A 10,981-nucleotide genomic window follows, 5' to 3' on the forward strand; every position below is an offset into this window, starting at 1 on the left:
GGAAGGAACGACTCTGTTCCTCAGCAGCGGAAGACCTGAAGCGCTGCCGGTGTGTGCGACGTCGAGGATCTCGACGCGCGATGGTGCGCGGCGCCGGCTCTGACCTGGTCCGGTGCCGTCGGCGGGATGTGCCGCAGCAGGGGCCGCTCCGGCGCGCAGGGCGCGGAGTCGGCGTGGTGGAACCGGTCGCGGGTCCGCAGGGGACCGGTCGGGTCCCCGTGGTGTCCGGCGCGGCAGGTGGCGATCTCGTCGCGCAGTGCTTTCCCGGACGTGATTCCGGGGCGCGATGACAGGCCGGAGGGTTCAGTTCCGGGCTGAGCCTTGGCCTCGGCTTTACGGGGTGTGTGCGCGGATGCGAAGGACGCCGTCGGTGCGAAGAACTGAAGGGCGAGCAGGACGGCGGCGAGGATCGAAACCACGGTCCGTGCCGTCGTACCTCGGTACATGCGCCCCCCTTCAGGTGATTGACACGTCTAGCGCTGACCAACACTTGGTCAATGGCTGGTCAAGAAACACGTTAACCCTGCAAAGTCATTTGCAGGGTTAACTTAACGTTTCAAGCTGAAGAGAGCCTGAAAACCGTGGGTGGGTTGGCTTGAACCACCCCTTGGCCTCACGGCGGTTGGTGCGGTATTGGGGTTGTGGTTACCGGGAGTTCGCCAGCTTGCCCGCGTCGCGGGCCAGGGCGGTGAGCCGGGAGATGGCCCGGAAGTACTTCTTGCGGTAGCCGCCGTTCAGCATCTCCTCGCTGAAGAGCTGGTCGAAGGGCAGACCCGAGGCCATCACGGGCACCTCGCGGTCGTAGAGCCGGTCCGCCAGGACGACGAGCCTCAGGGCCGTCGACTGGTCGGGAACCGGCCGCACACCGGTGAGGCACACCGCCCTGATTCCGTCGGTCAACGCGCCGTACCGGCTGGGGTGGACCCGGGCGAGGTGCTCCAGGAGGGGCGAGAACGCGTCGAGGGAGGCGCCCTCGGTGGAGTTCGCCGTCTCGGTCACCTGTTCGTCGGAGTACGGCGGCGGCGCCTCGGGCAGACCGCGGTGGCGGTAGTCCTCGCCGTCGATGCGCAGGGCGCGGAAGTGGGCCGACAGGCCCTGGATCTCCCGCAGGAAGTCGGCCGAGGCGAACCGGCCCTCACCGAGCTTGCCGGGCAGCGTGTTGGAGGTGGCGGCCAGCGCCACGCCCGCGTCGACGAGCTTGCCGAGGAGGGTGGAGACCAGGACGGTGTCGCCCGGGTCGTCGAGCTCGAACTCGTCGATGCACAGCAGACGGTGGCCGGACAGGGTCTGGACGGTCTTCTGGAACCCGAGGGCGCCGACCAGGTTGGTCAGCTCCACGAAGGTGCCGAACGCCTTGAGCTCGGGCTCGGCCGGGGTGGCGTGCCACAGGGAGGCCAGCAGGTGGGTCTTGCCGACGCCGTAGCCACCGTCGAGGTAGACACCGCGCGGGCCGGACGGGGCCTTCTTCGGCGCCTTGCCGAAGCCGAACAGCCGCCGCTTGCCGGAACCGCCCGCTCCGCCGTCGAGGCCTGCCGCGAAGCCCGCCAGGACCTGGACGGCCTCGGTCTGGCTGGGCTGGTTCGGGTCCGGGATGTACGTGCTGAAGCGCACCGAGTCGAACCGCGGCGGCGGCACCATCTCGGCGACCAGCCGATCCGCGGGGACGTGCGGCTCACGGGCACACAGGGAGAGCGGGGCCGCGTCGGCTATCGGGCCGGTACCGGAGGGGGCGGGAGAGGAGGACACGGTTCACCATGCTACGGCGCGTGGAACACTGCACGGCATGCGACGTCTGTTCCCTGTGACCGATGAAACAGCAGCTCCGGCCCCGGGTGGGGCGGCCGGTGAGGAGGGTGCCGGGCGGGAGTGGGGCCTGGCCGAGCTGGCCGCCGCGTACGCCTATCCCGAGCCGGGGGCCGGGGCGCCGGTGCCGTGGCTGCGCGCCAACATGGTGTCCACGCTGGACGGGGCCGCCCAGCACGACGGCCGTTCGCAGCCCATCTCCAACGCGACCGACATGCGGATCTTCGGCACGCTGCGGGCCCTGGCGGACGTCGTGGTCGTCGGCGCGGAGACGGTGCGCCAGGAGGGGTACCGGCCGGCACGCGCGCGTGCCGAGTTCGCGGCGATGCGGGAGGCGGCCGGGCAGGCCCCCGCCCCCGCGATCGCGGTCGTCACCGCCAGCCTCGACCTGGACTTCTCGCTCCCGCTGTTCACCTCGCCCCTGGTGCCCACCCTGGTCCTCACGGGAGCCGCGGCCGCCGCGGACCGCGTCGCCGCCGCCGAGAAGGCGGGCGCGCGGGTGGTGACCGCCGGGGACGGCATCGGCGTGGACCCCGCCCGTGCCGTCCGGGCCCTGGCCGATCTCGGCCACACCCGGCTCCTGACCGAGGGCGGTCCGCGGCTGCTGGGGCAGATGGTGGCGGCCGGCGTGCTCGACGAGCTCTGTCTGACCGTCTCCCCGATGCTCACCGCGGGCGACGCCCAGCGCATCTCCGGGGGGCCCGCCGTCACGGTCCCGCGGCGCTTCTCGCTGCTGTCGATGCTGGAGGAGGACGGCTTCCTGTTCACGAGGTACGGACGGTCCTGACGTACTGAACCGCGCGGCACGGGGTAGAGGCGCTCAGGAAGCCGGACGGTCAGTACGTTCGGAATATGCCGTTCTGTTTGGATTCCGGAGGGCACACTGGATCCGGCAGTTCCCGTGCGAACGCGGGGCCGGATGGTTTCCGCAAGGATCAGAAGGGGCGCCTGGTGTTCACAAGCGTATTGATGATCGAGAAGGCCCTGACGTCCGCCGACGTGGAGTTCGTCACCACCTTGCACGGCGAGGAGCGGGTCTCCTTCGAGGTGCTGCTCCAGCCGCGCGGCGAGCAGGCGGACCGTCTGCTGCGGGCCATCGACGACGTCGCGCTCGGCGAACTCGACGACGCCGTCCGCGAGGGGGAGACCCCGGAGGGCGAGGAGGCGCTGAGCGTCGGGCAGCGGGCGCTGGAGGTGTCCCTCGCGGCGCTGCGGACGTCCGGCAGCGAGGCGCGGGGACGGTTGATCGAGGACCATCCGCTGGACGCGCTGAAGTCCTTGGTCGAGGAGGTCGGCGCGGACGAGGTCATCGTGCTGACCGACCCCCACTACGTCGAGGAGTTCTTCCACCGGGACTGGGCGTCGCGGGCCCGGCACAAGGTGGGGGTGCCGGTGCTGAAGCTGTTCTCGCACAGCAAGGCGTAGTCGCAGTGCCGGGCTGATGCGGTGGCGCTTCTGAAATAGGCTGTGGGCGCTCACCGTCCCAGAACGCTCTTGGAGATATGCATGGCACCCGGCCTTCCCACCGCCATGGACCGACCGCACTTCATCGGGATCGGTGGGGCCGGGATGTCGGGTATCGCGAAGATCCTCGCCCAGCGCGGGGCCGTCGTGGCGGGCAGTGACGCGAAGGAGTCGGCGACGGCCGAGGCGCTGCGGGCGCTGGGTGTCACGGTGCACATCGGGCACGCCGCCGAGCACCTGGCCGACGACGCGAGCTGTGTGGTCGTCTCCTCGGCGATCCGGCAGGACAACCCCGAGCTGGCCCGCGCGGCCGCGCTCGGCATCCCCGTCGTGCACCGCTCCGACGCACTCGCCGCCCTGATGGAGGGCCTGCGGCCGATCGCGGTCGCCGGTACGCACGGCAAGACGACCACCACCTCGATGCTCGCGGTCTCGCTGAGCGAGCTGGGCCTGACGCCGTCGTACGCGATCGGCGGGGACCTGGACGCGCCCGGCTCCAACGCGCTGCACGGCGACGGCGAGATCTTCGTCGCCGAGGCGGACGAGTCGGACCGCAGCTTCCACAAGTACGCGCCCGAGGTCGCGATCGTCCTCAACGTGGAGCTCGACCACCACGCCAACTACGCCTCGATGGACGAGATCTACGAGTCGTTCGAGACGTTCGTGGACCGGATCACCGAGGGCGGCACGCTGGTGATCGCGGCCGACCACGAGGGCGCCCGGGAGCTGACCCGCCGGGTCGCGGAGCGCGGCGTGCGGGTGGTGACGTACGGCGAGTCCGAGGACGCCGGCGTGCGCATCCTGTCGGTCGTGCCGCAGGGCCTGAAGAGCGAGGTCACCGTGGTGCTGGAAGGCGAGACGCTGACCTTCACGGTCTCCGTCCCCGGCCGGCACTACGCGCACAACGCGGTCGCCGCGCTGGCGGCCGGAGTGGCGCTCGGCGTCCCCGCCGAGGCGCTGGCCCGGGCGCTGGGGGCGTACACGGGCGTGAAGCGGCGGCTCCAGCTCAAGGGCGAGGCCGCGGGCGTGCAGGTCATCGACTCCTACGCGCACCACCCCACCGAGATGACCGCCGACCTGGAGGCCATGCGCGCGGCGGCGGGCGACTCCCGGATCCTGGTCGTCTTCCAGCCGCACCTCTTCTCGCGGACGCAGGAGCTGGGCAAGGAGATGGGCCAGTCCCTGGCCCTCGCGGACGCCTCGGTCGTGCTGGACATCTACCCGGCCCGCGAGGACCCGATCCCCGGTGTGACCAGCGAGCTGATCATCGAGGCGGCCCGGGCGGCGGGCGCGGACGTGACGCCGGTGCACGACAAGGCGGACGTCCCCTCGGTCGTCGCGGGAATGGCGAAGCCGGGTGATCTCGTTCTCACCATGGGAGCGGGCGACGTCACCGACCTCGGCCCGCGCATCCTGGACCGTCTGTCGAACTGAGGGGCTGGAGGCTCATGCCGTACGACGTCGAGAAGCCGGACGAGCAGTGGCGCGCGGAGCTGAGCCCTGGCGAGTACGCGGTACTGCGCCGGGCGGCCACGGAGCCCGCCTTCACCGGTGAGTACACCGACACCAAGACCCGAGGGGTCTACTCCTGCCGCGCCTGCGGTGCGGAGCTGTTCACCTCGGACACGAAGTTCGAGTCCCACTGCGGCTGGCCGTCCTTCTTCGACCCGAGGGACACCGACGCGGTGGAACTGATCGAGGACCGGACCCACGGCATGGTGCGGACCGAGGTGCGCTGCGCACGCTGCGGCTCGCACCTCGGGCACGTGTTCGCGGGCGAGGGGTATCCGACCCCCACGGACCAGCGGTACTGCATCAACAGCATCGCGCTGCGCCTGACCGCCGCCGAGGGCTGAGACGGCCCTCAGCGTCGGATCCGGCACTCCTTCTGTGTCAGCCGCTTCGTGTCACCCGCGGCGCGGCTGCACACCACGCGGGGCTCGGAGGTGCCGTCGCGGGCGCGGCGGACCTCCTTGAGGACGATGCTGTGGCCGGTGCGGTCGCCGTACAGCGGGGCACCGGTGAAGTCGATGGTGCCGGTGGCCATGCCCTCGACCTTGACGTTGCGCAGGTTCACCCAGGTCGAGGCCCGGCTCTGGGGCCGGTCGTCCCGGGTGGCCGCCCAGTACAGGGCACGGGTCGCGTCGTGGGCCAGGGCGGTCTGGCCGCTGGCCAGGTCGGGACTGTCGTAGCGCAGGCGGCCGCCCCCCAGTCCCGGCAGGTGCGCGGCGGCGTCCAGGTAGAAGGTCGTGGTGGTGGCGGCCTCCCGCAGTTCGGCCAGGGCCGCGTGGTACAGCGTGACCTTCGGCGCGACGGACTGTCCGCCGGCGGTGAAGTCGGCCTTGGACAGGTCGTCGCCGGTGAGGATGGCCAGGGGCGTGCCGGCGCAGCCCGGCTCGGTGCCCAGCTGGGTCATCAGGGGATCGATGTCCTCCACCCGCCCGGCGAAGTAGATCACCGACGGGACCTGGCCGCCCCGGCAGATCTCCTGGGCGTGCGAGCGGAGTTCCGGCTTGCCGCCGCTGAGGGTGTAGCGGCGCTGCTCCAGCGGGGTGAAGCCCTGCCGGCGCAGCATGTCCTGGCCGTAGCGCGCCTGTTCGTCGGTGTACAGGTCGTCGGTCTTCGCCGTGTCCCGGGCGAGGACGAGGGCGTACTGCCGTCGGCCTGGTGTGCGCAACTGGGCCGCTATCAGGCCGAGTTGTTCGATCTGCCACTGGTCCGTGGCGGCCAGGCTGAACCAGTTGGCGAACTCGCGGGGCAGATAGGTGGCGGAGTTGGTGCCGGAGACGATCGGCAGGCCGGCCTCCATCAGCGTGCGGGTCGTCGCCCTGCTCGACTTGAGGTCGCGGCCGGTGCCCACGACCCCCACCACGGTCGGGTCGTGGGCGGCGTACGCGGCGATCTCCTCGGCCATCTCCTCCTGGTGGCCCAGGTCCACGCCGCCGTTGGCGAGCAGGACCCGTAGTTTCACGCTGGAGTTCTTGTTGATGACGGCCTGCGCCAGGTACACGCCCGCCAGTTCCTCGGCGCCCTTCACGAGTGAGGAGCCGTCGGAGGCGTCGGCGCTCAGCGGTCCGGCGTAGACGACGGTGACGTATTTGCCGGAGATGGGGGTCCCCCCGCTCGAGCGAAGTCGAGAGTGGGGGAGGGCGAGGACGTTCGCGTTCTGCTCGGCGATGCGGTCCTCCAGTTCGTCCACCGTCCAGGGCTTCGCGTCCCCGGCCGTCAGGGCCTTGGGCTCGTCGGCGGGGTCGGGGGCGGGGAGCCAGTCGGCGAAGCGGACGCCGTCGGTCGCTATGCCGATGCACTCCGTGCCGCCGCCGGGTGTCTGCGCGCGCCGGGTGTCCCGGTTGGCGGTCAGCACGGACGCCGAGCAGTACCGGTCGTGCAGGGCCTCGGCCCGCATGACGGTCCCGGCGGTCAGCAGGGCGATCACCAGGACCAGGGTGTGCAGGGCCCACACCAGCCGGGCGGGCGTGGGCCGGGTGGAGGCCCGCAGATGGCGGGTGCGTTCCTCGACGGGACCGAGCTGGTCGTGCGGCAGCGGGACCTTCATCACCCAGGGCAGCACGGACCGCTCCCGGCTGGGCGACTGTTCGGCGCGCAGGTTGTGCGCCCACTGCCGGTGCCAGGTGCGCAGCCGCTCGCCGAACCTGGGCGGTTCGGCGGCCGGGTCGGGCGTCGTCGCCACCGCGCCGCGTTCCAGGCGTGGCACGTCGTGCGTGTGCACCGCGGCGACCACCACCAGCGGGTCGAGCTCGCTGCGGCGGCTGCGGACGTCGCTGATGGCCCGGATCAGTTCGATGCCGCCGTTGCGGGCGTCCGCGTGGGGCAGGAACAGCATCGGCGGGCGCGGCCGTTTGAAGCCGCGCAGGTCCCAGCTCCAGCGGCGGTGGTTGTCCCGCAGATCCTCCCGCAGCGCCAGCACGCACAGCTGGAGGTGGAAGTCGCCGCCCGCCGTGAGCGCCTCGGCCACGTCGTACGCCCGGGCCGCGATCGCCTTCCAGGACCGCACCGGCCGCAGCAGCGAGACCTCGGTGGGATCCTCGTGGTCCGCCGCCCTGAGGAAGGTGGTCGTCATGAACCAGCGGCTCTCCCTGCGCAGCCACAGGAAGATCGGCGCCCGCCCCGGCAGGACGTAGTTGAGGACGGTCAGCAGCAGCAGGAAGACGAGACCCGCGCCCACCGCCACGTACCACTCGCTGCGGGCCATGAGCGCGGCGAGCACGGTCACGAGGCTCGCCGGGAGGATGTGCGCCATGTCGAACAGCGGCAGACCGGAGCGCCAGCGCGCGGTGTTCCTCGGCCGCCAGCGCTGCTGGGCCAGCTGGTTCAGCAGCCGTTGCCGCTGGTCCTGACCTGCCTCGGGGCTGCCCGGCTCGGGCGCCGGCCAGGTCTCGCCGAGGGCCGCGACCGCGTCGTCGATGGCATGCACCAGCCGCAGTCGCGGGAACGCGTAGCGCCGGTAGACCGCCTTCGGGCCGCCCCACTTCTTCGGGTCGCTCAGCGCCCGCACCATGGCCGCGGCCCGGCGCACCTCCGTGGCGCCCTCGTAGGCGTCCTGCGCCACCGCGCAGCGCGTGCCGTGTGCCTCCTGGCCCGCGTGCAGCTGCCGGACCAGCCCGGTCACCGCGTCGTCGTCCGCGCTCTCCTGGGCGTGCACGACGAACACCGGCATCGGCGGCTCTGCGCTCGTGCGGAAGTCCTGGATGAGGATTTCGAGCTGATCCTGGAGGTGGAGCCCGGCGCCACGCTCCGGCATGCCGTCATGCCCCCCGGGACAGTCCGGCGGCGTGCGATCAGCGTTCACCATGGGCAATCCCCCGTTCGCCTTCGGTGACTTACGAGGCTAGCCGGTGTGGGTGGGGTGCGAGTGGGTGACGGAAGAACTTCAGGATCGTTTCGGCTCGCTGAATGGTCAATCCATCAAGCTGTTGACATTTGGTTGAACGAGCCAGAAGATTCCCGGGGTGACCCACTCCGCGCACCCGCCCCCCGGCCTCGACGAGGCCGCCCACCGCTGCCTCGTCGCCGGCTTCGCCGGTACCACGGCCGTGCCCGACACCCTCAAGCGGCTCGTCGACCGAGGGCTCGGCGGAGTCATCCTCTTCACCCGCAACGTGCGCGACGCCGAGCAGGTGCGGCGGCTCACCGCCGAGTTGCGGGCCCTGCGGCCGGACCTGCTCGTGGGCATCGACAACGAGGGCGGCGGGATCGGGCACCTGGTCGGCGCCGGCGCCCCCGAGGTGCCCGGATCGTACGCGCTCGGAGTGGCCGACGACCCCGCGCTGACCGGCCGCTGCGCCGACGCCCTGGCCGGGCATCTGACCTCGCTCGGCATCACGGTCTCCTACGCCCCCGTCGCCGACCTCCAGCACCATCCGCGCAACCCGATCGTGCGCACCCGGTCCTTCGGCGCCGAACCCGACCTGGCCGCCCGGCATCTGCGGGCCTGGATCACCGCCACCGAGCGGCGGGGCGTCGCCTCCTGCGCCAAGCACTTCCCCGGGCACGGCGGCACCGAGACCGACAGCCACCACGGCATCGCCGTCGATCCGCGGTCGCACGACGAACTGCGGGCCGACTTCGAGCCGTTCCGCGCGGCCGTCGACGCGGGTGTACCGATGATCATGAGCGCTCATGTCGTCTACCCGGCGCTGGACCCCGAGCGGCCCGCCACCCTGAGCCGCCGCATCCTGGGCGATCTGCTCCGCCACGAGCTGGACTTCGACGGGGTCCTGGTCAGCGACGCCCTGGAGATGAAGGCCATCGCCGACCGCTACGGCGAGGCCGCCGGGGCGCGGATCGCCCTCGCGGCCGGCGCCGACCAGGTCATCGTGGCCGTGCCGGACCTGGAGGTCACCCTGGCCTGCCGGGACTCGGTGCTCGACGCGCTGCGCACCGGTGTGCTGCCCGAGGAGCGGGTGCGGGAGGCCGCAGGGCGGGTGCGGCGCCTCGCCGTGCGGTACGCCGCACCGGCCGGGGCGGTCGACGACTGGGACGCGGGGGCCGGTCTCGAGGCCGCCCGCCGGGCCGTCCGCGGCCGACCGGTGCCGTCGGCCGTGCGGGGCGCACACGTAGTCGACCTGTTCCCGCCGCCGCATCCCGCGCTCAACTGGGGCGGCGAGGACCTGCTGACGGCGGTGCGTGCCGTCGACCCCACGGCCACGGGCACCGCGGTCACCGGAGACCCGGCGGACCCGGACGCCGTCGTGGAGGAGATCCTGCGCGCCTGCGGTGACGCACCGCTGGCCGTCGCCACCTGCGACGCCGGGCTCCACCCCTGGCAGGAACGGCTGCGCGCCGCCCTGCTGTCCCGGCGGCCCGACGCCGTACGGATCGACACCGGCCTGCCGGAGGGCGGCGCGCTCTGCTCCTACGGGCGGGGGCGGGTGAATCTGCGGGCCGTCGCCGAGGCGCTGGCGGGCACCTGAGACTTCACGGCACCCGTACGACCTCCTTGATGCCGCGCGCCGCCAGGTACGCGGCGTCGTCCGCCCGGCCCGCCAGGACCACCGCCGGGCGGACGCCCTCCGTGCGCAGCGACATCCACGCGTCGAAGTAGGCGCCTCCCGGGCCGGACACGGAACGGGTGGACGGCGTGCAGTCCAGGACCAGGGCCGTGTCGCGGGGCCGGGCGGGGTGGTGCCCCGCGCGCACCTCGGCGACCGTCTCGGCCAGGGCCGTCGCGATCGGCTTGGCGCCGCCCCGTGCGTCGAAGAGGCCCAGGGTGTACTCCAGTTCCGGGTAGTCGGCCAGGGAGCGGTCCACGTCGTGGGAGCACCACCAGGTCACGCCCCACAGCCCCTCGCACCCGGCCGCGTTCCGCACGGTCGCCCGCGCGAAGTCCGGGGCGTCGGCCGCCGGGATGTGGGGTTCCGGGGCGCCCGTCTCCTGGACCCAGACCGGGCGGGCCGGGCCCTCGGCGTAGGCCTTGGCGAGTTCCGTGCCGTACTCGGCGAGGTGCAGCACCTGAGGGGAGCGGGGGCCGTAGCGGCGGGCGCAGTCACCGGAGAACACCCAGGGGTGGACGGTGGTGACATCGCCCTTGCGGGCCGAGGCCTCGGGGGTGAAGGGGTGGTCGTCGCCGTACCAGGCCGCGTCGTAGGCGGAGTGGGTCGCGAGCCGGCCCGGGGGCAGGTGCGCGCGGGTGGCGGCGAGCAGGGTGTCGAGGTAGTGGTCCACCTCGTCCGCTGTCACCGGGTTGTGCTCGACCAGGTTGTTGAGCTCGTTGCCCAGCTGGAGGCCGATGAGGTTGGGGCGGCCGGCCAGGGCGCGGCCGAGGGTGCGCATCAGCTCGGCCTGGGCGGTGACGGCCTCCGGGTCGGTGAAGACATTGCGGTGGTGCCAGCCGCGCGTCCACTCCGGATAGAAGTCGAAGCTGGACAGATGGCCCTGCACGCCGTCCACGAGGACGTCGAGACCGGCCTCGGCGGCCAGGTCGACCAGGTGCGCCAGCTGGTCCACGGCCGCGGGGCGGATCAGCGTGCGGTTGGGCTGGAGGAGCGGCCACAGGTGGAAGACCCGGACGTGGTCGAGGCCGAGCGCGGCGATCTGGTCCAGGTCCTCGCGGGCGTGCGCCGGGTCGAAGTCGTGCCAGGCGTGGAACCAGCCGCGGCGGGGCGTGTAGTTGACGCCGAAGCGGAGCGTGGGAATGGGATCCTCCTCGGGTCGAGCACCCAGATCCCTTGCTCTGGGTGAATGCATCAATCAC

Annotated in this window: 9 protein-coding genes; 5 read left to right on the forward strand and 4 right to left on the reverse strand. The window is 72.3% G+C overall.

Annotated elements, in window-relative coordinates:
• Window positions 1-20: 20 nt before the first annotated feature.
• Window positions 21-446 (reverse strand): hypothetical protein, encoded by a 426-nt coding sequence (locus tag ACFT4A_RS03485; RefSeq protein WP_382825548.1) that lies wholly within the window; start codon window positions 444-446, stop codon window positions 21-23.
• A 199-nt stretch (window positions 447-645) separates the two neighbouring features.
• Window positions 646-1,746, reverse strand: coding sequence for a cell division protein ZapE (gene zapE, locus ACFT4A_RS03490; protein ID WP_382825550.1), 1,101 nt, complete (start codon window positions 1,744-1,746; stop codon window positions 646-648).
• Window positions 1,747-1,783: 37 nt separating this feature from the next.
• Here zapE and ACFT4A_RS03495 point away from each other — a divergent pair, with 37 nt between their 5' ends.
• From ACFT4A_RS03495 to msrB, 4 genes are all read left to right on the forward strand, one after another.
• On the forward strand, window positions 1,784-2,590 hold the full coding sequence (locus ACFT4A_RS03495) for a pyrimidine reductase family protein (protein ID WP_382825552.1): 807 nt from the start codon (window positions 1,784-1,786) through the stop codon (window positions 2,588-2,590).
• A gap of 164 nt (window positions 2,591-2,754) precedes the next feature.
• Window positions 2,755-3,228: an indole-3-glycerol phosphate synthase gene (locus tag ACFT4A_RS03500; RefSeq protein ID WP_189721608.1), complete on the forward strand. Its 474-nt coding sequence runs from the start codon at window positions 2,755-2,757 to the stop codon at window positions 3,226-3,228.
• 81 nt (window positions 3,229-3,309) lie between these two features.
• Window positions 3,310-4,701: a UDP-N-acetylmuramate--L-alanine ligase gene (gene murC / locus ACFT4A_RS03505; protein ID WP_382825554.1), complete on the forward strand. Its 1,392-nt coding sequence runs from the start codon at window positions 3,310-3,312 to the stop codon at window positions 4,699-4,701.
• 14 nt (window positions 4,702-4,715) lie between these two features.
• On the forward strand, window positions 4,716-5,123 hold the full coding sequence (gene msrB, locus ACFT4A_RS03510) for a peptide-methionine (R)-S-oxide reductase MsrB (RefSeq protein WP_382825556.1): 408 nt from the start codon (window positions 4,716-4,718) through the stop codon (window positions 5,121-5,123).
• 8 nt (window positions 5,124-5,131) lie between these two features.
• On the opposite strand, the gene ACFT4A_RS03515 is transcribed toward msrB, so the two are convergent.
• The gene (locus tag ACFT4A_RS03515) at window positions 5,132-8,029 is read right to left on the reverse strand and encodes an ABC transporter substrate-binding protein (RefSeq protein WP_382825558.1); all 2,898 of its coding nucleotides are present in this window, start codon (window positions 8,027-8,029) and stop codon (window positions 5,132-5,134) included.
• 208 nt (window positions 8,030-8,237) lie between these two features.
• On the opposite strand from ACFT4A_RS03515, the gene nagZ reads away from it, so the two are divergent.
• A complete protein-coding gene (nagZ, locus tag ACFT4A_RS03520; RefSeq protein WP_382825560.1) occupies window positions 8,238-9,701 on the forward strand; it encodes a beta-N-acetylhexosaminidase in 1,464 nt (487 codons plus the stop codon).
• 4 nt (window positions 9,702-9,705) lie between these two features.
• Here nagZ and ACFT4A_RS03525 read toward each other — a convergent pair whose 3' ends face one another.
• The gene (locus ACFT4A_RS03525; protein WP_382825561.1) at window positions 9,706-10,974 is read right to left on the reverse strand and encodes a glycosyl hydrolase; all 1,269 of its coding nucleotides are present in this window, start codon (window positions 10,972-10,974) and stop codon (window positions 9,706-9,708) included.
• Between the last annotated feature and the right edge of the window lie 7 nt (window positions 10,975-10,981).

Origin of the sequence: Streptomyces sp. NPDC057099, assembly GCF_042671245.1 — a bacterium.
GTDB lineage: Bacteria > Actinomycetota > Actinomycetes > Streptomycetales > Streptomycetaceae > Streptomyces > Streptomyces purpurascens.

What these genes read in the sequence shown, in the direction of transcription:
- ACFT4A_RS03525 (WP_382825561.1), bottom strand. Translation starts at nt 10,974, where the DNA reads ATGCATTCACCCAGAGCAAGGGATCTGGGTGCTCGACCCGAGGAGGAT.
- murC (WP_382825554.1), top strand. Translation starts at nt 3,310, where the DNA reads ATGGCACCCGGCCTTCCCACCGCCATGGACCGACCGCACTTCATCGGG.
- msrB (WP_382825556.1), top strand. Translation starts at nt 4,716, where the DNA reads ATGCCGTACGACGTCGAGAAGCCGGACGAGCAGTGGCGCGCGGAGCTG.
- ACFT4A_RS03495 (WP_382825552.1), top strand. Translation starts at nt 1,784, where the DNA reads ATGCGACGTCTGTTCCCTGTGACCGATGAAACAGCAGCTCCGGCCCCG.
- ACFT4A_RS03515 (WP_382825558.1), bottom strand. Translation starts at nt 8,029, where the DNA reads ATGCCGGAGCGTGGCGCCGGGCTCCACCTCCAGGATCAGCTCGAAATC.
- ACFT4A_RS03485 (WP_382825548.1), bottom strand. Translation starts at nt 446, where the DNA reads ATGTACCGAGGTACGACGGCACGGACCGTGGTTTCGATCCTCGCCGCC.